This window comes from Saccharopolyspora tripterygii, from assembly GCF_054778355.1.
Genome location: NZ_BAAGZP010000016.1, coordinates 51,793 through 70,413, shown reverse-complemented (window position 1 = coordinate 70,413; position 18,621 = coordinate 51,793). Strand labels below are relative to the sequence as shown.

The following is an 18,621-nucleotide window of genomic DNA, read 5'->3' as shown; positions in this document are numbered from 1 at the left end:
GAAGCGCCGTGCGCCGATCGATGGGTCGCGTGAGGACGGACGCTCAGCCCTCGATGGACTCGCTCACCACTTCGACGACCTCCTGGCCGCCAGTCTTCTCCTGGTCGGCGAACTGAGCCAGCAGCTGGAAGAACGCGGTCGGGTCGATTGCACCTTCGGGGCCGTGCACTCCAGGAGTCGCAATCTCGCCGCGCGCCGCCATCAGGGCGCCCACGGCGAGCGGGATGCCGGTCATGGTGCCCATGCTCGCGTTTGGAACCGCCAGCGGCCGAGCGCCGACGCGCACCGGCTTGCCGTCCTTGATGCCCTCGGCGAGTCCGAACAGCACGGGCAGATTGGGCGCGGTTCCTGCGGCCCGTCCCATGGTGTTCGGCTCCGCCACCAGCGCGTTCGCGGCCTCCGCCACGGTGAGCTCGCCCGATCGGACACGACCCGCGGTCTTGATGAGAGCCTCCATCAGCAGCGGACGGGAGCTCATGACATTCAGCGACTCCTGCAGCTCGGGCCGCACCCGACCGAGGGTCAGCGGCTCGGGATGGCCGCACACCCACACGGACTCCTCGTCCCAACCGGGGTAGGTGACCCGGCGCTCCTCCAGCGGCTCTGCGTCGGCGAGCCTGCCGCCGCGCCATACCTTGATGGTCGCGGCAAGATTGTGCACCCAGTGCACGACGGCGGCAGTAGCCTCTGGTGGCGTGGTGCCCTCTGGCACCGGCGGGTAACCGTTGGCACGCCAGCACGTGTACACGCGGTCAACGGTGTCGCACTCGCTCATCGCAAGTGCCGCGAGGAGGTTGCTGATGCCCGGGCTCGCGCCGAGGCCGATGACTGCCGTGACTCCGGCGGCGCGGGCTGCCTCGTCCAGTTGGAGCATGTCGAGGGTCGGCTCCCAGTCATCACAGATGTCCAGGTACGTCGTTCCCGCCTCGATCGCCGCGGTCAGGACGTGCTGACCAAAAAGATAGAACGGTCCTGACGTGTTCAGCACGATGTCCGCCTTGCCGAGCGTCTCCTTGAGGGTGCCCGAATCCGTGAGGTCGAGCTGGAGAGGCGTCGCCTTGTCGCCGAGCTTCGCAGCTAGCTCCCGAGCGCGATCCAAGTCACGATCAGCGATGACCACCTCGGCGATCTCGTCGGCTCCGGCCAGGACACCACATGTGTGGGTGCCCATCTCGCCGGCGCCGCCGATGACCAGGACGCGCTGCGGCGCGATTGCCGTGGGATGGGGATTGATGGTGCTCATGCCTCTCCTTTGTGCGGTTCGTTCGAAAGTGGTTTTGCGTCCCGTTATGGGATGAGTGGCGTTCCTGTGCCGGGCAACGTCGACAGGTCGTGCTCCAGGGCCGCGAGCTCGGCGGACGTCAGAGGACGTGGGCGGCGAGCTGTCGCGTTCCACGTGACGAGCGTGACCACGGAGGCGTTGCAGAGGCGGCCGGCGGGATCGAGAAGCGCTTCCTCCAACCGCAGACTTGAGGTGCCGACGCGGATGGGACGGATCAGGAGTTGGAGGGGCTCGCTGGTCTCACGGATCTCGGCGAGGTACTCCATCCGGTGCGAAGCAACGACATACTCCGGCCGCGACGTGCCCCAGCGCGCACCGAGATAGCGGACCCGGCCCTCTTCGAACGCCTTGGGATAGATCGCCGCAGTCAGGTGGCCGAGGTAGTCGAAGTCGTAGGACCAGGGGTGGATCTCGGCGCACCAGAATCCGCCGATCTCCTCAGATGTGAGCTTGCGGGCGCCGGAGTGATCAGTCGAACCCAAGGGCATGGGCCCCTCCCTCGAGCGGATGCGGACAGCGAAAGAAGCGGTCAGCGATTTGTAACAAGTGAGGGGCGGCGGCGTCCGGTGCAGAGTGCACCACCATCGATGGGGTGCGCCTCACTTGGTCGTGGCGGCTGATCTCGCAGGTGTTGAAACATCGAGCAATTCCAGCGTTGTCCATCCACTTCGAAGGGGGTCAGAGTGAGCGGCACCCTGTGCCATGGGCTGGATTGCGTGGCGTTCGGCCGGGTCGGACCGGTTGACGATCTCCGTCGCGCGGGGGAGAGGACGCGCATCGTTTGGTACTGCGTTGCCGGGATGACGAGGTCACGGTTGGCGAACCGGTTTAGCGAGCTCGCGAGGTGGCCGCTACGCCGAGGCCAACCCGGTCGGCCGGGTCGGATTCCCCGAGGACATCGCGGCCACGGCCTTTGTCCCCAGTGACGAGGCGTCCGACATCACCGGCCAGAAGATCTACGTCGACGGCGGCATCAGCCTCGGCGCGTCACTGCCGTCCCCCGACCTTGGCCGCCCCGGGGTTGGGGGACGACAGTGACGTGTCGGTCGGTTTCCTCGTCGAGCCGCACCGATCATGAGCGTGGTGGCGATCGTCATCTGGCTGGCTCAGCGCATGGTCGCTTGCCGACGAGCACTGGGATATCTCGTCGGCGAGAAGACCTACCCATTCCTCGTCGAACTCCAGTTGCCCAAGTCGCTCTAGCCACGGGTGCAGCAGCTCATCGGCTTCCGTTCGCAGTACCCGAAGGGCTCTCCGGGGCGCTGGCAGATCGACTACAGCGACATTTTGCTGGAGGCCCGGACCGATGTCGGCACCTGAAAACTAGACAGGCACGATCTCGCAGTCCGGGCACTTCTGGTCGACCGGAGCCGGGAGGCCCTGGGTGATGGAGGTACCGATGGCCCAGATCCGTTTCACGAAGCTCAATGCAGGCTACCTTTGCCATCGTCAAGCTGCGCCAGCTCGAATCGCTCCCGGTTCACCGTTCACCGCCACTGAGGTGAGTGCGCCAACTGATTGCTCCACAGCCCGCTCCCATGAGCGAATCGCACCGCGAAACCGTCATGGTTAGTGCGATCTGACGCTTCCTTCCAGCCGGGTACCCGTGCCAGTGTGCTGGATCACTAAATGAGCCCGCTGCCAGGAGGAGAGGCGACATGGATCAGGTCGACGCGAAGCAGGCGCGCGACGGCGCACGGCCGTCACCCGTCCGATGGGCAGCGATGGCTGCCTACGCTGCGCTGATCGCGGCCGGCTCATGATGACGTTCCTCAGTTATGCCTCGGTCACGTCGAGCGTGCTCGATGGTCTCGGCGCCTCGACGTCTCGGAGCCATCCTCCCCAACCTGGTGTTCGTCGACACCGCACGAGTCATACTTGCAAGCCTCGCGGTGCTGGCACTCCCCGCGGTCCTGGCAGCTGTCCGGCTGCCAGGACCGCGATGCAGGACTGGCTTCGCCGACCGCTCTCAACGACGGTGCCGCGGTCGCGCCTTCGTGATGAGAAGGGCCGCGCCTGAGGATGCTCGGGTTCGGAGAGGCAGGTGGATCGCTCGACTGGCGAGAGGTGAGCCCGGGTTAATCGAGCATCCGGCCAGAGGCTGGCTTCGCTAGCATCGTGGAAAGTCGGATGTGCGCCCTGCGGGCATCGCCCCTGGTGGTGCGTAATGCGAGAACTCATTCAAGGAGCGCGCTGTGGAAGCAGAGGCGAAGGAGCCGTGGCCCCTGCCGAGCCTTGAGGTTCTCGAGGCGATGAGCAAGCTCGCCATGGACCATTCCGCAGAGGTACTTGACATCGCTGACGAAGGCTGGAAGGTCGGCCAGGAGCGACTGAAGCATCGGACCGTCGCCGACGGCGAGATCCTGGCCGACCTGGATCGGCGGTTCTGCCGAAACGGCCTGATGCACTGGGTGCAGATGACAATCGCGAATCCCGGCCGCCGCGTCGCGCTCCAGGAGTTTCCCGAACTGGACACGTACACCCGCGACCTCGCCCTCCGCGGTATCGATCCCGAGGAGACTGAGGCGTGGCGCGCCCTCCAGCGGGTCGTCTGGCACTGGTGGCTCTCCGCCTGCTTCACGACGTCCTTGGAGCCGGATAAGCTGCGCGAGCTGATCGAGGTCTCCGTGAACTCGCTCAACGCCTATCAGGACGATCTCATCCGGGCGGTCGCCTCTCACGTGGACAAGGTCCGCGAGGAGCTGGCGCGTGGGCAACAGGTGCAGCGTCTTGCCACGGTGCAGCTCATCCTCCAAGACGAACCGATCATCCGTGCACAAGCGGAGGGCCAGCTCGGCTATGTGTTGACCGGCCACCACGTCGCGGCGATCGTGTGGGTGGATTCCGAACACGAGGTCGACGGGCTGGAGCTCGCCGCTGAACAGGTGATGCGCGCGTGCGGTGCCAAGCGGCGGCTGACACTCGCTGCCGCTGTGTCGGCGCTCTGGATCTGGCTGCCGGTGGCCCGGGTTCCCGACACGGGCGAGCTTGACGCACGCCTCACGGAGATTCCCGGCGTGCGGGTCGCCCTTGGCCGCCCCGGGGTCGACGTCAAAGGCTTCCGGCGCAGCCACATCGACGCCGCGGCCGCGCAGCGCCTACTCGCCCGGCTGGACTCTCCTCGCCGTATCGTTCGATTCGGAGACGTTCAGATGATCTCGTTGCTGACCACCGACGTCGCTGAGGCCGAGCAGTTCATCGCTGACACGCTCGGCGCCTTGGCCACCGCAGACCCTGAGCTGCGGACCACGGTTCGGACATTCATCGCCGAGCAGTTCAACGCATCCCGGGCCGCCGAGACGCTTTTCACACACCGCAACACCGTCGACCGTCGTCTCGCCCGCGTCGACGAGCTCTTGCCGCGTCCACTCGGGCAGAACCCGACGGCGGTCGACGCGGCACTGGCCCTCCTCGAATTGAAGGAGGGGCGCTGACCGGTCGTGATGGTTGCCGGGCAGGACGGCTGCGTTTCGCCACCGCCCTGCCCGGAGCTGTTCCCCGTTAGCTGACCGCACGGGAGATCTCGGTGGTCACCCTGCGGACAGCGTCGCGGCTCGCGGGGCTGAAGGCCGTGAACGAGATGTAGCCATGCACGAGACCGGGCTCGCGGATGAGCTCGACGGGCACGCCGCTGGCGGTCAAGCGTTCAGCGTAGGCGATGCCCTCGTCGCGCAAGGGATCGAATCCGGCGACCGTCACGACTGCAGGCGGCAGGCCACTGAGGTCCTCAGTGGCCATCGGGGAGACGCGCGGGTCGTCCCGGCGGGTGCCCTCGGGCAGGTAGTGATCGATGAACCAGTCGATCTGCTTGGCCGTCAAAGCGGGCGAGTCGGCGAACTCCTCTTGCGAAGGGTATGCCGAGGTCAGATCTGTCACGGGGTAGAGCATCACCTGCAAAGCAGGTTGCACCTCGTGGCCTCGCAGCTGCTGCGCCAGCACGGCGACGAGATTGGCACCGGCACTGTCGCCGGAGATCACGATCCGATCGGTTGCGAGCCCCCACACCGGCGCGTGCGCAACGGCGTACTTCCACGCCACCAGTGCATCCTCGTGAGCAGCCGGGAAGGGATGCTCCGGGGCGAGTCGGTACTCGACCGACAGTACGTCGACGTTGGCGTGCAGCGCGAGAAAGCGGGCCGGTGAGTCATAGACCGAACGACTGCCCAGGACGAAGCCGCCGCCATGGAAGAAGACAACCAATCCTCGGGAGGTACGACGAGCACGGTAGCGGGTCGCAGCGAGGCCGCCGGGCAGCTCGAGGTCCTCGACCACGTCGAAGTCCGGGTACCGGTCGGCGTAGACAGCTCCCTCGGTCTCGGCAACCTTACGGGCGAGGGCGGGATCGAGGTCGCTGTAGTCGGGCTGCTTGGCGGCTGACTGCATCGTCAGCGCAACCTCGGGCGCCATGGTCTCGCCGGCGGCGTTCGTTGGTGCCTTGGCCAGGACTCTCAATAGTGCCTGCGGCGTCCGGCCCATCCACAGGGCGAGAGTGCGCTGGACCTTCTCACTCGTGGTCAACGCGCGCGGCACGGCAGCGGACGACATGATCTCAGGCCTTTCGCGCGGCGGTGACGGCGCCATTGCCACGCGCGCCCTTGCCAGCCGGCCCGGCGTTCACCGGACGGGCGCTGAAGTGGAGGTCCCTATCGACGAGCGGGCCCGCCAACAGCTTGCGGTCGGCTTGGTAGGAGTCGAGGGTCCGCCAGGGAAGGGAGGTACCTTGGCGCGGCAGCTGGTGCTTGGCCCGCAGCGCGTAGCCCGAGGTCAGGTCCAGCAGGGGCCGGGTCTCCATGTCGGGGTCGGCGACGGCGACGACCTTGTCGTAGCCGTGGGCGTCCATGTGCTTGATCAACTTGGTGACGTAGCGAGCGGTCAGCCCCACCTTGAGCGTCCAGGACGAGACCTTGGTGTAGCCAAGCGCGACCGACCAGTTGGGGATACCGGACAGGAGCATGCCCCGGTAGCTGAGGGTGTCGCTGAGATCGACGGCGCGGCCGTCCACGGTCTGCGGGATCCCGCCGAAGAGACGGACATTGAGTCCCGTGGCAGTGACAATGAGGTCAGCCTCCAGTTCGCGGCCCGATGCCAGGAGGATCCCGGTCCTGGTGAAACGCACGATCTGATCCGTCTCCACGGAGGCCTTGCCATCAGAGATCGCCTGGAATAGGTCACCGTCGGGCGCGAGACACACGCGCTGATCCCACACCTTGTATGGCGGCGTGAAGTGGGTGGCGATGTCGTAGCCCTTCGGCAGGGCCTTTCGGTTCATGCCGCGGATGACTGCCGCGCCGATCCGCGGGAACTTGGAGACGCCCCGCACGAACAGCCAGTCAATCCACATGTCGACCTGCCGGGTCAGTGCATAACCACGCTTCACCCCGAACCACCTGGTGAACGCGAGCGCCGTTTTGTCGATGCGCGGTGCCGTGGCGATGTACGACGGCGTCCGCTGCAGCATCGTGACGTGCTGTGCGGAGGAAGGACCCGTCGCCATGGCTGGCACCATGGTGATCGCCGTGGCGCCACTGCCGATGATGACGACCTTCTTGCCCGCGTAGTCATAGTCCTCGGGCCAGAATTGGGGGTGGAGGATGTCGCCCTCGAACTCATCACGGCCCTCGAAGTCGGGGGTGTAGGCTTCGTCGTAGCGGAAGTAGCCGGTGGCACCGTAGACCCAGTTGGTGTTGATCTGGATCGTCGCCTCATCCGCGCCCGGTGCGGTGACCTTGACGGTCAGCGTCCACTGGCTTTTGTCGCTGGACCAGTCGGCGGACTGGACGTGGTGGTGGAACCGGATCAGGTCATCAATGCCGTTCTCCCCGGCGGCTTCCTCGATGTACTCGCGAATGTGGCGTCCGTCGGCGATGGCCTCCTCACGCGTCCACGGCTTGAACTCGTAGCCATAGGTGTGCAGCTGGGAGTCCGAACGGATCCCCGGATAGCGGAAGAGATCCCAGGTGCCGCCGATACGACCACGTCCCTCGAGGATCGCGATCTTCTTGTCGGGGAATGCCTTCGTCAGGTAGTAGGCGGCCCCGACGCCGGAGAGCCCGGCGCCAACGATGACGATGTCGACGGTCTCGGGGACATTGCGCTGCTCCGGCATCTTCGGGGCTCCTTGGTCTCGTGGCTGATGAAGTTCGGCGAAGACCCCCTCATGGTTGTCAGCGCGGAGTGAAGCCAGCCACAGCCAAACGCGCCGTCCTGCGTCCTCGGGCGGTGCAGGTTGCACACCAACGGCTCGGGGTCAGGCGTCCGCGGCCGGTTCTCCCTGGCCGAGCATCACGTGCTTGGTCCGCGTGTAGTCGTCGAGTGCGTAGATCGAGTTGTCGCGGCCGTATCCGGATTTGCCGAAACCGACCTACGGCATCTCGGTGATGAAGGCGAGGTGGTTGTTCACCCACACCGATCCGAAGTCCAGGCCCTCGGTGAAGCGCATCGCGCGCCCCAGGTCGGCAGTTCAGATCGAGGCCGTTTACCGCGATCGACGGCGCCGTGAAGAGACCGTTCGATACGGGAGCGCCCAGCATCGAGAGCGCACTGATCAACATCAGAGATGACCACATCGAGGCCGGACCGGGCGCACACCTCCGCGATGCCCGAACCCATCAGCCCGGCTCCAACCACTCCTGCGAATTGGAACTCGTCCAACGTCGTCTCCTTCACAGGTTGTGCTCGCGTTCTTGCCTTTGTGCAGCAAGGCTTTGACGGCCTCGTAACACGGTCGACACACGGTCCCCGACGAGTAGGTCTTCAGCCGTGGATCGATATGGCGGTACTGCACGTCGGTAGCTTCAAAACAGATGCCGTGGTGCCCGGCTTGATTGCACAGGCATGCGCAGAAGGGCTGCATCCTGTCCACCTGCCTCATCGCCGAGCGACTTCGTCGGTGAGTTGCGGTGCGACGGTGAACAGGTCGCCGACCACGCCGAAGTCGGCGATCTCGAAGATCGGGGCTTCGGGGTCTTTGTTGATAGCGACGATGGTCTTCGAGGTCTGCATTCCGGCGCGGTGCTGGATAGCGCCGGAAATACCGAGTGCGATGTAGAGCTGCGGGGAGACGGTCTTCCCGGTCTGCCCGACCTGGAACTGGTGCGGGTAGTATCCGGAATCCACCGCCGCACGCGAGGCACCCACTGCCGCACCCAGGGAGTCGGCGAGCTTCTCGACGACGTCGAAAGACTCAGCTGAGCCGACGCCGCGGCCACCGGAGACCACGATCGAGGCTTCGGTGAGTTCCGGGCGGTCCCCGACTTCAGCGGGCTGCCGCCCGGTGATCCTCGCCGCCTTGGACGCATCAGCCGCCGGGACTGCCGCAGCTTCTTCGGCGGCGGCGCCGTCGGCCGGCTCTGCCTCCACCGCGCCCGGTAGCACCGTGATCACCGGTGTGCCCTGGGTGACCTTCGCCTTCGCGTCATACGTGCCACCGAACAGCGAGTGCGCACCCACGCCCTCGGCATCGAGGTCCACGACCTCCGAGAGCAGTCCCGATGCCAGCCGCACGGCCAGCCGCCCGGCGATCTCCTTGCCGTCCACTGACGCCGTCACCAGCACCGCGGCCGGGGACATCTTCCGGGCCAACGTCTCCAGGACATCCACCGCTGGAGTTACCAGAAAGCTTTCCGCCTCAACCGACTCCGCCGCATACACCTTCGCCGCACCATACGCAGCCAGGCTGTCCTTGATCTTGCCGGTCGTGCCCGGCTCTCCCACGACGACCGCCGACGGCTCACCCAGCCGCCGTGCGGCTGTGAGCAGCTCCAGCGTGACCTTCTTCGTCTCGCCGGCCACATGGTCGACGAGGACTAGTACCTCAGACATAGCTTCCGCCTCTTCTTCCCGCGTTTTACTGATCAAAAACAGCAGACGCCATGCAGCGCCACCCCAGTGCCAAACCGGGTCACACCAGGTTCTGGCCGGCCAGGAACTCGACGATCTGCGCGCCGCCGGAGCCTTCGTCGGTGACGCGCTGTCCGGCCTGCTTCGGCGGTTTCGGCGCCGAAGCCACAACAACGGTGCCCGCATTCGCCAGGCCAACCTCGCTGGAGTCGATCCCGGCCTCAGCCAGCGTCAGCGTCGTGACGGGCTTCTTTTTCGCAGCCATGATGCCCTTGAACGACGGGTACCGGGGCTCGTTGATCTTCTCGGTCACCGACACCACCGCGGGCAGGTTCGCCTCCACATTGACGATGCCCGCTTCCGTCTCCCGCTCGATCGCAATCGTCGTGCCGTCGGTGGTGACCTTGCGTGCTGAGGTCAGTTGAGGCAGGCCCAGCACCTCGGCCAGCATCGCCGGGACCGCACCGACCCGGCCGTCGGTGGCCTCGTTGCCCGCAATGATCAAATCGACGGACTCCACGGTGCCTGTGACCTTCGCCAGTGCCTTCGCCGTCTGCACTGCGTCCGAGCCGCGCAGTGCCGCATCGGAGAGCTGAATCGCCTTGTCCGCGCCCATCGACAGCGCCTTGCGGATGGCATCGGTCGCACGATCCGGGCCCATGCACACGACGGTCACCTCGCCGCCGTGGGCTTCCTTGATCAGCAACGCCTCTTCTACGGCACGCTCGTTGATCTCATCCAGCACGGCGTCCGCCGACTCGCGGTCGAGGGTGTGGTCCGAGTCAGAGAGATTGCGCTCGGATCCCGTGTCGGGAACCTGCTTCACCAACACAACAACGTTCATCCCGCTCCTCCCTAACAACCTTTTACGAGGACGCCCACCGTGCCTCGGGGCCCATCGCTGGGCCGGCACGAACAAAGCGAGCATCGAGCTCTCGGGCAATCGATTAGGGCCCGAGATTGGCACTCAGTGCCGTTACAGCACCACATCTTTGCCGAAGAAAGTTGCGACCGTCACATAAGCTCAACTGGATCCGGGCCCGGTCAATCCAACATCGACGACACTCCGTGCCAAATAGAGACGGGGGAGTTCCGGATACCGGGCGGCTGGACCCGAAGACTCCGGTGGCTGGGCCTGGCCCTATTCAGCTTGCCGGGTGTTGAAGCGACCCCCACGACCGTCAGTCCGGAAGTATCCGCCAGGCGATGTAGCGGCGGATCGTGCTGGCTTGCTCGCGGAGGCTGGCGTGATCGGGGCCGTCGAAACGTAAGCGTTGGTCGCGATGATATTGGTGAAGACGTTGGCCATCGGGACGTCTCGCCCTTCGGCCAACCGCTGCGCCCCGCAGTGGACAGCTGCCGTTTAGCGGCGAAGTGGGCCCCGGGCTGCGTACGTGTCTATAAAGGTCAAGTGTTCAGTGCGAGGTTCTGCTGATCGTGACGACCATTGGCTAAACGGGATTGCGGACCGGATCGTCGGCGCAACGCCCACCGTGCTTTTCGTGTGGCGACCGTACGGTGTTCAATCCGGAAGCGCCGATCACCGAGCGTGGCCACCGCTCGGAGAGCGACCTCGATGGACATCTTGGGTTCGTCGAGCGGCTGCGGCAGCAATTCCTCGCCGTGCGGGCGCTGGGGCGGATCACGGTGGTTGCGCTGAGCTGGACGTCGTCGCCCATGGTGGATGGATAGCCGGTGACGACCGGTCGAGGATGCGTGGTCATGAGACGCCTCCTGTCAGTGGGCTGCCATGCGGAGGGCTCCGTCGAGGCGGACCACCTCGCCGTTGATCATCTGGTTCTCCACTTGGCGCCGCTGTTCCTGAGGTAGGCGGGTCGTTGGCTTCCTTCTGTATCGTTTGCGCGGCGGTTCTCTGATGCGGCGGCCAGGCTTGCTCGGCAGGTGCGGAGGATCTGCTGCGTCGCCGGGGTGTCAGGGCTTTTGTGGCAACGCGTGCAGGTAACGGACACGTCGCCTGTCAGTTCGTCGATCGCCACGGTTGCTTCGGCCTCACATTGGCGGCACCAACGGTGTCCGGTGACGGCGATGACATGGATTGGTGAGCTGATGCATCCATGTGCCCATCTGCGATGTACGTGGCAGCTGATGCGTTCGAGGGCGGAGAGCTCCTCGCGCTCCTCGGCAGCGTCCTCCCTGGTCAGCACGTCGGCCAGGCGACGGTCGCGCAGGTCTGTGTAGCGGTTGCAGAAACCTGTGATCTCGACTGGTGTCGGTCGGGCCGTCAGCAGGGAGTCTCGCCGTTGCCGGTCGGACTCGAGTCGTTCCGAGTGGGTCGATTGCGGGTGCATCAGGTATACCTCGGTTGAGCCGTTCTCGTTGGCCTGTCGAGTGTCTTTCGGCCTGGCTTTGGAGGCACCCGTGCGACTGCCTGGACCACTACGGGGATCGGACGCGCGGTTGACGAGTTTGGGGCCTTCGGGGACGTCGGTGATTGCAGGGCGCGGCGGGTTCGGCGATCTGAGCACTTACCGCCACGCGGTCTGAGGTGCCAGGCCGCTTGGGTATTTGCGGTGACTCCATGCGGGGCCGGGCGGGGCGGGAGTTCCGGACTGCGTAGGAACCTTGGTAGTTCTGCCGTGGTTGGGCTGGGTGCTCGGGGAGGAGATTTGCGGGTGCTAGATCAGCGCACCATCTCTAAGAATGGCTCGACCATGTACTCGTCTCGAATCAGTAGGCAGCAGTCGCATCGCCGGACACCTCACGTGTATCGCAATCCCTGCACTGGCACCTGGATATGCGACTCCGAAGGCACTCGAGCCCGGCCTGGGCCCGACCGCGCCCGAACCGTTTGCCGGACCCATCTCGACGCGGTGCGCGTGGCCGTGAGCCAGGACTCGATGGTTCAACTTCCGGCGGATTGAGTCTCCCCGAGTGCAGCGGGTAGCTGAACAGGATGTCGGGTGAGCTCAACTGCCGCGCCGCATGGCCCTAGTTTGGGTGCCCGAACACAGGGTCGATCACTATCCCGGTTTGGACGAATTCATTCCGGATCGGCGGCGAACTCGATTGTCGCGCGAAGCGCTCCTTTTAGTCAGGCGGCGAGGGGATCCTGTCGATTCCGTATCGCGAAATGCGCCAGCCTCTAAGGTTGCTGGACGCCATTGCTGGCTGCGGGGCGCCGGGGGGAGAGAACTACCTGGTTCGAGTACCCGCCGGCGGTGTCCTGGCGTGCGCTTTGGGGGTGGCCGAGGCGGTACGATCGCCCTACTACTTCCAATCGTGCTGGTTGGGTCGGATGGCAAAGGTGCCGAGTACTGTGCCGGCGGATCTCACGAGTTTCGTGGACCGACGACATGATGTCGCTGCGGTCCGACAGCTCTTTTCGACGACACGACTGGTGACGTTGACGGGCATTGGCGGGGTGGGGAAGACCCGTCTCGCGCTCCGTGCGGCGCAGGAAATGAAGCGCGCCTTTCCGGACGGCTTGTGTTTGGTCGAGTTGGCGTCGTTGACGGATCCAGCTCTGTTGGCCGATTCCGTGATCGACGCCCTTGGGTTGCGCGAGCAGTCCACGCGTGACCGGGCCACCGTCGTGTGCGACTACCTACGTGAACGGCGCATGCTTTTGGTCCTGGACAGCTGTGAGCATATGGTGGGTGCCGCTGCGGATTTCGTGGATCGAGTGCTGCGTGCTGCGCCTGAGGTTCGAATCCTGGTCACCAGCAGGCAGGCGCTGCGGATTGCCGGAGAGTATGTCTATCAGGTGCCGCGGCTGCCCGTGCCCGACCCAGACGAGCCAATCGAGCCTGGCACGGCCACGAGGTATCCATCGATTGCGCTGTTCGTCGAGCGTTCAGAGTCGGTTGTCCCCGGATTTGCTTTCACGTCGGAGAACGAGGCAGCGGTGGTCCGTCTCTGTCACCGGCTGGAGGGAATCCCGTTGGCCATCGAGCTGGCGTCGGTGCGTCTTCGTGTGCTCACGGTCAATGAGCTGGCGAATCGCTTGGATCACCGGTTCCAGCTCCTCCGTGAGGGGAGCCGCAACCTTCCCGAACGGCATCAAACCCTCCAGGCGCTCATCGACTGGAGTTATGACCTGTGCACGCCGGAGGAGCAGACGCTGTGGGAACGGGCGTCTGTGTTCGCCGGTGGATTCGACATCGATGCGCTCGAAGTGGTGTGCACTGACGAGACCTTGCCTAGCCAAGCCATTCTCGACACGGTTGCCGGATTGCTCGACAAGTCGATCTTCGTTCGTGAGGGACAGGACAAGTATTCCCGGTTCGGCATGCTGGAGACCATCCGAGCTTACGGTCAAGCGCGCCTTGCCGAATCGGGGCGGGAACCGGCGCTGCGGCTGCTGCACCGGGACTGGGTGCTGCAGATGGTTGAGACCGCCGACTCCGAGTGGGCTGGTCCGCGGCAGGAGGAGTGGGCGAACAGGCTTCAGTTGGAACGGCCGAACCTTCGCCGAGCACTCGACTATTGCCTGGCTGAACCCAGTGAAGCGAGAGCGGGTATGCGCCTGGCTGGGGTGCCGTGGTTCTGGCTGGCGATGGGACACCTCGCCGAGGGCAAGCTCTGGCTGGACCGGGTGCTGGCGCTTGACGCGGAGCCAACCCGAGAGCGCGCCTGGGCGCTGGCGACGGACGCTTGCCTCGCGGCCGTGCAGGGAGATGCGACGGCCGCGACAGCTCTTGTGGAAGAAGCCCGCGCGCTCGCCGTGCGACTCGAGGACCCCGCCGCACTCGCCTATACAACATACGTTCGAGGGGTGTGCCGTTTCCAGGACACAGACCTTGCGGGCGCCATCCCGCTGTTCACCGAGGCGCTCCGGCAGTACTCGGACACAGCCGTGGCCGCCCAGTACTCGGACCTCGTTCGGATGGACTTGGCGACCGCTTATGTCCTCCTCGGCGAGGCAGCGATGGCAGCAGAAATGATCGACGAAATACTGGAGCGCTGCAGGGCAACGGGAGAGCGTTGGGAGTTGTCGTACGCCCTCTGGGGGCGAGGCTTCCTGAAACTGACCGACGGCGAGTTCGGCCAAGCGGAAGCGGACCTGTGCGAGGCCATCAAGATCAAGCGGGCCTTTCACGACACACTCGGTCTGGCGCTCTCCCTCGAGCTTCTCGGCTGGACCACTGCCACGCAAGGCAACGCAGACCGGGCCGCCACGCTGCTCGGCGGCGCGAACACGTTCTGGAAAACCCTTGGTTCCCTGCTCATGGGTTCGATGCACCTGATCGCGCAACGAAGCGAGAAGGAAAAGTTGGCACGAGACGCCATTGGGAACGCCCAGTTCGACGCAGCCTTTGAGCGCGGCGGTGCGTTTACAGTTGAGGAGTTGCTCGCCTTCGCCCTGCGCGAGGAAATGCCATCGGTTCCGGAAGCCCCGATTTTTACGCCGGCGCTGACGCGGCGCGAACGTGAGGTTGCGGATTTGGTGCATGAGGGACTGGCGAACAAGGACATTGCCGCCAGGTTGGTCATATCGCTGCGCACAGCGGAAGGGCACGTCGAGAATATTCTTAGCAAACTCGGGTTCACCTCACGCGCGCAGATCGCGAGTTGGGTCGCTCAACAACGGGTTGACTGAAATCCCGTGCGGGTAAAAGTTCGCCACGTGATCGAGAAGTTGTGGCAACGGATCCCGAAGGCGCGGCGGTGCAGGGGTTGCTCAGTGCTGGGCACAGCCACGCTGCTGCAACTGGTGTAGATGGCAGAAGGCACGTGCCCACCGCCCTTCAAGTATCTTGCTCGCCAACGCGACTCGAACGTATTACGCGATCGATCGAGGGCGATCAGGCTCCTACGATGCGCAGAGCCATCGCGGCGTAACGCGCCCCGATGTCGTCAGGGCTCCATCCTCGGTCAGGGCGGAACCAACGCGCGAGATCAATGCCCAGCGAAAGCAAGGCCGCCGTGGCAATCCGTGGATCGTCGGTATCGAAGTCCCCGGCTTCAAGCCCGCGCATGACCAGGCGGCGGATCTCGTCCTCGATGGCTTGCCGGAGGCCACGGATCTCCGCGAGGTGCCGGGGTGCGAGGGCGGCAAGCTCGTAGTTCACGACTCGGGCCTTCAAGTGGTCACGCGCATGGTGAGCAGAGAAGTTGTGGACCACGTTGCGGAGCGCCCTGGCAGGGCTTTCGCTGGATGCGATGGCCTCGCGGATGAGGTGGAGGACGACATCGTGGCCGTCCTTGGCTATCAAGTAGAGCAGCTCTTCCTTCGATCTGTGGTGCACGTACAGCGCTGCGGGGCTCATGCCGGCCGCCGAGGCGATGTCTCGCGTTGTTGTGCCGTGAAAACCCTTCTCGGCGAAGGCAATGACCGCGGCTTGGAGCAGTCGGGCACGCGTCGCGTCGGCGCGGGAGAAGTCGGTCTGCTCGGTCATGGCGGGTCCATTGTCTCGCTCGGTCGGGCTGCATTCGAAACCAGGGTAGGCAGTGGCGCTCCTCACAGTGCCCTGCCCACCTGCCTCATTGACGAACGGCGGCGTCGTACCTGAGTCTATGACTAAGCAAGCGCTTAGTCACTTGGGAGGCTGCGTGTCATGTCCGAAACTGTGATCGTCTCCACGTCCCGTTCGCCGATAGGCCGCGCCGTCAAGGGCTCGCTGAAGGACATGCGCCCCGACGACCTCGCCGTTGAGATGGTGCAGGCCGCGTTGGCAAAGGTGCCCGAGCTTGACCCGGCCGAGTGTTCGACCTGGTACTGGGTGCGGGCCAGCCGGCAGGCGAGTCTGGCAACAACTTGGGCCGCGTGGTCGCCGTGTTGAGCGGGATGGATCACCTGCCTGGTGTCACCGTCAACCGTCGCTGCTCAAGCAGCCGGCAGACCACCAAGACGCTTTCGGGCGTGATGCTGTGATGACGACAGCCGAAACACCCCCAGGTCTTGATCTCGATGCTCTCGGTGACTGGCTCGCGAAGGAAGTCCCTGGCGCCGGTGACGAGTTGCGGGCGATGCTCATCGCCGGCGGGAAATCCAACTTGACCTACGCCGTGACCGACGGGGTGCACGAGTGGATCGTACGGCGGCCGCCACTCGGCCACGTGCTCGCGACTGCTCATGACATGGCCCGCGAATACCGAGTGCTGTCGGCGCTCCAAGACACCCGGGTGCCGGTCCCGCGGACTTTCGCCATGTGCACCGATCCGGCGGTGCTGGGGGCCACCTTCTACGTCATGCAACGGTGCGTCGGTAGACCGTACCGCTGCGCGGCCGAACTCCAGCTTCTCGGTCCTGAGCGCACCCGCGCGATCTCCGAGCGACTCGTGGATACCCTGGCCGCACTCCACTCGGTCGAACCAGCCACGGTCGGGCTCGGTGACTTCGGTCGTCCAGAGGGCTTCCTGGGCCGGCAAGTCGCACGCTGGAAGAAGCAGTTCGACGCGTCGTACTCCCGCGAGCTGCCAGCCGCCCACGAACTCCACCGGCGGCTCGCGAGGTCGGTGCCGGTCGAGTCCGCCGCTGGCATCGTGCATGGTGACTTCCGGCTCGACAACGTGCTCGTCGACGGCACCGGCCAAGTGACCGCGGTCCTCGACTGGGAGATGGCCACGCTCGGCGACCCGCTGACCGACCTGGCGCTGATGCTCGTCTACAACCGGCTCGGCGCGCTGACGGGTGACGGTACCGACACAGTGAGCGACGTATCAGCCGCGCCCGGCTTCCTCAACGAGCGCGAAGTGATCCAGCGGTACTCGCGTGGTAGCGATCGTGACCTGCCCGAATTCGGTTTCTACATCGGACTCGCGGCCTTCAAACTCGCCGCGATCCTCGAGGGCATCCACTACCGGCACCTCAACGGCCATACCGTCGGCGCCGGCTTCGACCGGATTGGTGAGGCGATCCACCCGCTGCTGGATGCGGGCCTCGACGCACTGAAGGGGAACAACTGATGGACTTCCAGCACGACGCGCGCACGGAGAGTCTGAGACAGAATCTCGTCGACTTCATGGACAGCCACATCCATCCCGCCGAGCAGACCTTCCACAAGCAGCTGGCCTCCCTCGCGGACCGATGGGCGTGGGACTCAGTCCCGATCCTGAAGGAGCTGCGGAAGGCGGCACGCGCCCGCGGTCTATGGAACCTCTTTCTCCCAGGCGAGCAGGGCGCGGGGCTGACCAACCTTCAGTACGCTCCCCTGGCCGAAATCTCCGGCCGTAGTGGCCATCTCGCACCAGCGGTGATGAACTGCGCGGCTCCGGACACAGGGAACATTGAGGTGCTCCACATGTTCGGCACTGCCGAGCAGAAAGAGCGCTGGCTGCGACCGCTTCTAAACGGCGAGACCCGATCGGCGTTTGCGATGACCGAGCCAGGCGTCGCCTCCTCCGATGCGACCAACATCGAACTCAGCATCGCTCGGGACGGTGACGAGTACGTCCTCAACGGCCGCAAGTGGTGGATCACCGGTGCGATGAATCCCAACTGCACGATCTTGATCGTCATGGGAAAGACCGACCCGACTGCGGCGCGGCACCGCCAACAATCGATGGTGCTCGTTCCGCGCGACACCCCCGGCCTCGACGTCGTACGCGGCATGGAGGTCTACGGGTACGACGACCACGAACACGGCGGGCACGCGGAGCTGCGCTTCACCGACGTACGGATCCCGGTCGCCAACGTGCTCGGCGAGCCGGGAGCCGGGTTCGCGATCGCGCAGGCCCGGCTTGGTCCCGGTCGGATCCATCACTGCATGCGTTCCATCGGCATCGCGGAAAGGGCCATCGAGATGATGTGCGAGCGGGCCGAGTCGAGGATCGCGTTCGGCCGACCGCTGGCCGACCAGGGCGTGATCAGGAGCTGGATCGCAGAATCCCGAGTCGAGCTGGAACAGTTGCGACTGCTGGTGCTCAAGACCGCATGGCTGATGGACACCTTCGGCAACAAGGGAGCACGTACCGAGATCCAAGCGATCAAGATCGCCACGCCGAAGGTCGTCCAAGGAATCCTCGACCGCGCGATCCAGGTCCACGGCGCCGGCGGCCTTTCTCAGGACCTCCCACTGGCCAATATGTACGCCGGTATCCGCACGCTGCGGATCGCAGACGGTCCCGACGAGGTCCACAAGAACGCCCTAGCCAAGAGCGAGATACGGTCCCGGTCTGCGAAGCGAGTGGCTCCGGCGTAAGCGACGGAGTTGGGCAGGTGGCGAACGCTGTTCGAGCACGACCCGACAGAGGAAGTGCAACTGACCTCCGAGACCTAAAGCAGCCCGGTATTGAAGCGTGCAATCCACGAAGCAGACCACGACACCTTTCGCAGTTCCCAGGCCCCGGTCCCGTGCGGGGGTGGACGAGGCGTGCCGGCAGGCCTCCATCTCGCCGTAGCAGGAGTCGCCAGCACAGGTTCGTTCTCGGCGTCTTCGAACTCTTTGCGCAGCGAACGGTAACGACACTGCGAGTCTTTTCCGAGGAAGTTGGCGACACCGGGTAGATCGGGAAAACCGGCGGTCCTGCCGCGGGACTTGCTACGTCCGGCACCCCACGGACATTTCTCGGCCAGGACTCAATGCGAGCCCCATCGC

The 18,621-nt window shown here is 65.1% G+C and carries 14 protein-coding genes and 2 pseudogenes; 7 read left to right on the top strand and 9 right to left on the bottom strand.

Annotation, left to right across the window (positions count from 1 at the left end):
* Nucleotides 1-43: 43 nt before the first annotated feature.
* Together ACYVF3_RS13095 and ACYVF3_RS13090 are read right to left on the bottom strand one after the other, a co-directional pair.
* A complete protein-coding gene (locus ACYVF3_RS13095; protein WP_461154512.1) occupies nt 44-1,243 on the bottom strand; it encodes a saccharopine dehydrogenase family protein in 1,200 nt (399 codons plus the stop codon).
* Between the two features lie 44 nt (nt 1,244-1,287).
* Complete coding sequence (locus ACYVF3_RS13090; RefSeq protein WP_461154511.1) at nt 1,288-1,770, bottom strand: acyl-CoA thioesterase; 483 nt, start codon at nt 1,768-1,770, stop codon at nt 1,288-1,290.
* Between the two features lie 376 nt (nt 1,771-2,146).
* Between ACYVF3_RS13090 and ACYVF3_RS13085 the strand changes: the two are divergent.
* Together ACYVF3_RS13085 and ACYVF3_RS13080 are read left to right on the top strand one after the other, a co-directional pair.
* A pseudogene (locus tag ACYVF3_RS13085) lies at nt 2,147-2,320 on the top strand (SDR family oxidoreductase); the annotation flags it as partial.
* A gap of 1,157 nt (nt 2,321-3,477) precedes the next feature.
* Nucleotides 3,478-4,716 (top strand): PucR family transcriptional regulator, encoded by a 1,239-nt coding sequence (locus ACYVF3_RS13080; RefSeq protein ID WP_461154510.1) that lies wholly within the window; start codon nt 3,478-3,480, stop codon nt 4,714-4,716.
* Between the two features lie 67 nt (nt 4,717-4,783).
* Here the strand turns inward: ACYVF3_RS13080 and ACYVF3_RS13075 are convergent, their stop codons facing one another.
* The 5 genes from ACYVF3_RS13075 to ACYVF3_RS13055 all read right to left on the bottom strand — a co-directional run bounded on the left by ACYVF3_RS13075 (nt 4,784) and on the right by ACYVF3_RS13055 (nt 9,965).
* Complete coding sequence (locus ACYVF3_RS13075) at nt 4,784-5,827, bottom strand: alpha/beta hydrolase (RefSeq protein ID WP_461154509.1); 1,044 nt, start codon at nt 5,825-5,827, stop codon at nt 4,784-4,786.
* A gap of 4 nt (nt 5,828-5,831) precedes the next feature.
* Entirely contained in the window at nt 5,832-7,388 is a 1,557-nt protein-coding gene (locus ACYVF3_RS13070) for a flavin-containing monooxygenase (RefSeq protein ID WP_461154508.1), read from the bottom strand.
* Nucleotides 7,389-7,678: 290 nt separating this feature from the next.
* Complete coding sequence (locus ACYVF3_RS13065; protein WP_461154642.1) at nt 7,679-7,891, bottom strand: 3-hydroxyacyl-CoA dehydrogenase NAD-binding domain-containing protein; 213 nt, start codon at nt 7,889-7,891, stop codon at nt 7,679-7,681.
* Nucleotides 7,892-8,149: 258 nt separating this feature from the next.
* A complete protein-coding gene (locus ACYVF3_RS13060) occupies nt 8,150-9,103 on the bottom strand; it encodes an electron transfer flavoprotein subunit alpha/FixB family protein (RefSeq protein ID WP_461154507.1) in 954 nt (317 codons plus the stop codon).
* 79 nt (nt 9,104-9,182) lie between these two features.
* Nucleotides 9,183-9,965, bottom strand: a complete 783-nt coding sequence (locus tag ACYVF3_RS13055) for an electron transfer flavoprotein subunit beta/FixA family protein (protein ID WP_461154506.1) — start codon at nt 9,963-9,965, stop codon at nt 9,183-9,185.
* Between the two features lie 674 nt (nt 9,966-10,639).
* On the opposite strand from ACYVF3_RS13055, the gene ACYVF3_RS13050 reads away from it, so the two are divergent.
* Nucleotides 10,640-10,813: a hypothetical protein gene (locus ACYVF3_RS13050; RefSeq protein ID WP_461154505.1), complete on the top strand. Its 174-nt coding sequence runs from the start codon at nt 10,640-10,642 to the stop codon at nt 10,811-10,813.
* Between the two features lie 98 nt (nt 10,814-10,911).
* Here the strand turns inward: ACYVF3_RS13050 and ACYVF3_RS13045 are convergent, their stop codons facing one another.
* Nucleotides 10,912-11,430 (bottom strand): hypothetical protein, encoded by a 519-nt coding sequence (locus ACYVF3_RS13045; RefSeq protein ID WP_461154504.1) that lies wholly within the window; start codon nt 11,428-11,430, stop codon nt 10,912-10,914.
* A gap of 968 nt (nt 11,431-12,398) precedes the next feature.
* On the opposite strand from ACYVF3_RS13045, the gene ACYVF3_RS13040 reads away from it, so the two are divergent.
* Nucleotides 12,399-14,681: an ATP-binding protein gene (locus ACYVF3_RS13040; RefSeq protein ID WP_461154503.1), complete on the top strand. Its 2,283-nt coding sequence runs from the start codon at nt 12,399-12,401 to the stop codon at nt 14,679-14,681.
* A 205-nt stretch (nt 14,682-14,886) separates the two neighbouring features.
* On the opposite strand, the gene ACYVF3_RS13035 is transcribed toward ACYVF3_RS13040, so the two are convergent.
* A complete protein-coding gene (locus ACYVF3_RS13035; RefSeq protein WP_461154502.1) occupies nt 14,887-15,480 on the bottom strand; it encodes a TetR/AcrR family transcriptional regulator in 594 nt (197 codons plus the stop codon).
* Nucleotides 15,481-15,639: 159 nt separating this feature from the next.
* Between ACYVF3_RS13035 and ACYVF3_RS13030 the strand changes: the two are divergent.
* The 3 genes and pseudogenes from ACYVF3_RS13030 to ACYVF3_RS13020 all read left to right on the top strand — a co-directional run.
* Nucleotides 15,640-15,932: pseudogene (locus ACYVF3_RS13030) on the top strand (thiolase family protein); the annotation flags it as partial.
* Between the two features lie 23 nt (nt 15,933-15,955).
* The gene (locus ACYVF3_RS13025; protein ID WP_461154501.1) at nt 15,956-16,990 is read left to right on the top strand and encodes a phosphotransferase family protein; all 1,035 of its coding nucleotides are present in this window, start codon (nt 15,956-15,958) and stop codon (nt 16,988-16,990) included.
* Nucleotides 16,990-18,225: an acyl-CoA dehydrogenase family protein gene (locus ACYVF3_RS13020; protein WP_461154500.1), complete on the top strand. Its 1,236-nt coding sequence runs from the start codon at nt 16,990-16,992 to the stop codon at nt 18,223-18,225. Before ACYVF3_RS13025 ends, ACYVF3_RS13020 begins: the two co-directional genes overlap by 1 nt.
* The last annotated feature ends 396 nt before the right edge of the window (nt 18,226-18,621 follow it).

Bases quoted from the DNA above. Each gene is read 5' to 3' on its own strand.
- ACYVF3_RS13095 (WP_461154512.1), bottom strand. From the start codon at position 1,243: ATGAGCACCATCAATCCCCATCCCACGGCAATCGCGCCGCAGCGCGTC.
- ACYVF3_RS13090 (WP_461154511.1), bottom strand. From the start codon at position 1,770: ATGCCCTTGGGTTCGACTGATCACTCCGGCGCCCGCAAGCTCACATCT.
- ACYVF3_RS13075 (WP_461154509.1), bottom strand. From the start codon at position 5,827: ATGTCGTCCGCTGCCGTGCCGCGCGCGTTGACCACGAGTGAGAAGGTC.
- ACYVF3_RS13070 (WP_461154508.1), bottom strand. From the start codon at position 7,388: ATGCCGGAGCAGCGCAATGTCCCCGAGACCGTCGACATCGTCATCGTT.
- ACYVF3_RS13065 (WP_461154642.1), bottom strand. From the start codon at position 7,891: ATGGGTTCGGGCATCGCGGAGGTGTGCGCCCGGTCCGGCCTCGATGTG.
- ACYVF3_RS13060 (WP_461154507.1), bottom strand. From the start codon at position 9,103: ATGTCTGAGGTACTAGTCCTCGTCGACCATGTGGCCGGCGAGACGAAG.
- ACYVF3_RS13055 (WP_461154506.1), bottom strand. From the start codon at position 9,965: ATGAACGTTGTTGTGTTGGTGAAGCAGGTTCCCGACACGGGATCCGAG.
- ACYVF3_RS13045 (WP_461154504.1), bottom strand. From the start codon at position 11,430: ATGCACCCGCAATCGACCCACTCGGAACGACTCGAGTCCGACCGGCAA.
- ACYVF3_RS13035 (WP_461154502.1), bottom strand. From the start codon at position 15,480: ATGACCGAGCAGACCGACTTCTCCCGCGCCGACGCGACGCGTGCCCGA.
- ACYVF3_RS13025 (WP_461154501.1), top strand. From the start codon at position 15,956: ATGACGACAGCCGAAACACCCCCAGGTCTTGATCTCGATGCTCTCGGT.
- ACYVF3_RS13020 (WP_461154500.1), top strand. From the start codon at position 16,990: ATGGACTTCCAGCACGACGCGCGCACGGAGAGTCTGAGACAGAATCTC.